1 pseudogene is annotated in these 1,128 nt (G+C 37.1%); it reads left to right on the forward strand.

Annotated elements, in window-relative coordinates:
• Positions 1-57: 57 nt before the first annotated feature.
• Positions 58-1,128: pseudogene (locus QUA99_RS32910) on the forward strand (IS630 family transposase); the annotation flags it as partial.

Genomic DNA, 1,128 nt, shown 5'->3' on the forward strand with positions numbered 1-1,128 from the left:
ATACCATTTTTTTAAAGATGTGATAGACTTATGTAAGAAGTAAAGGAGCCAATGAAAATGTCTGGTCGCCCCAACATAAAAATTACCGAATCTGTAGAATATTTGCAAATAATTCTTAATAAACAAACAAGAATCCTTGCCTACAATAAAGTACAAATGCTTTATTTATTCCAATCGAAACAAGTATCAACTGTGCGAGAAGTAGCAGCAGTTTTAGGTAAAGGTGAGGCAACAATTCATCGCTGGCTCTTTCAATACAAACAAGGCGGCAAGCGAAAATTTATTAAAAAATCGGCAGGTTTTTGGTCGCCCAAAAAAGTTCTCAGTTGAAGTAGCCGCTTTATTGCAACAAGAATTGAGAGATCCTGAAGGATTTCGCAGTTACCAAGAAGTTCGGTTATGGCTCTGGTTAATCAAAGGAATAGCCAGTAGTTATTCGGCTGTATATTCTTTAACTAAAGGTGAATTAAAAAGTAAATTAAAAATTCCGAGACCTCGAAGTATCTCTCAAAAAGCTACGGCAATTAATGACTTCAAAAATAGCTTGCACTACCAAATAAAAGCTTTGCTGGAGACAGCTTCACCTCAAGTAAACAAATATAAAAAAGTCAACTTTTGGTGCAGCGATGAAACTCGATTAGGCTTGCATACAATTCGGAGGCGAAAGCTAACGCTTTTCGGCGTAAAGCCTATGGGGAAGCACCAATGGAAATTTGAGTGCTTTTGGCTATACGGGGCTGTATCGATTTCTACTGGCAAAAGTTTTTTTTGGGAGTTTTCACATTTAGATAAAGTTTGTTTTGAAGCATATTTGCAACTTTTGTCAATACAATATCCCGATGAATTACACATCATTCAAGTCGATAATGCACCCGCTCATAATTTAGACTCATCTGACTTACCAGACAATATTATTTTACTGTTTCAACCTCCGGCTTGTCCCGAAGTAAATCCCACAGAGAGAGTGTGGGAATATCTCAAAGATTTCTTAGCTTGGTCGGTGTTTAGTAATCTTGATGAACTTCGCACAAAAGTTCAGGAAATTTTAGCATCTTTCACCGATCGCGTCATTGGATTTCTCACCGGATGGTCTTGGATTTTACAGTCTTTATCTCTATCACATCTTTA

This window comes from Microcoleus sp. F10-B2 (genome assembly GCF_036704965.1).
GTDB lineage: Bacteria > Cyanobacteriota > Cyanobacteriia > Cyanobacteriales > Microcoleaceae > Microcoleus.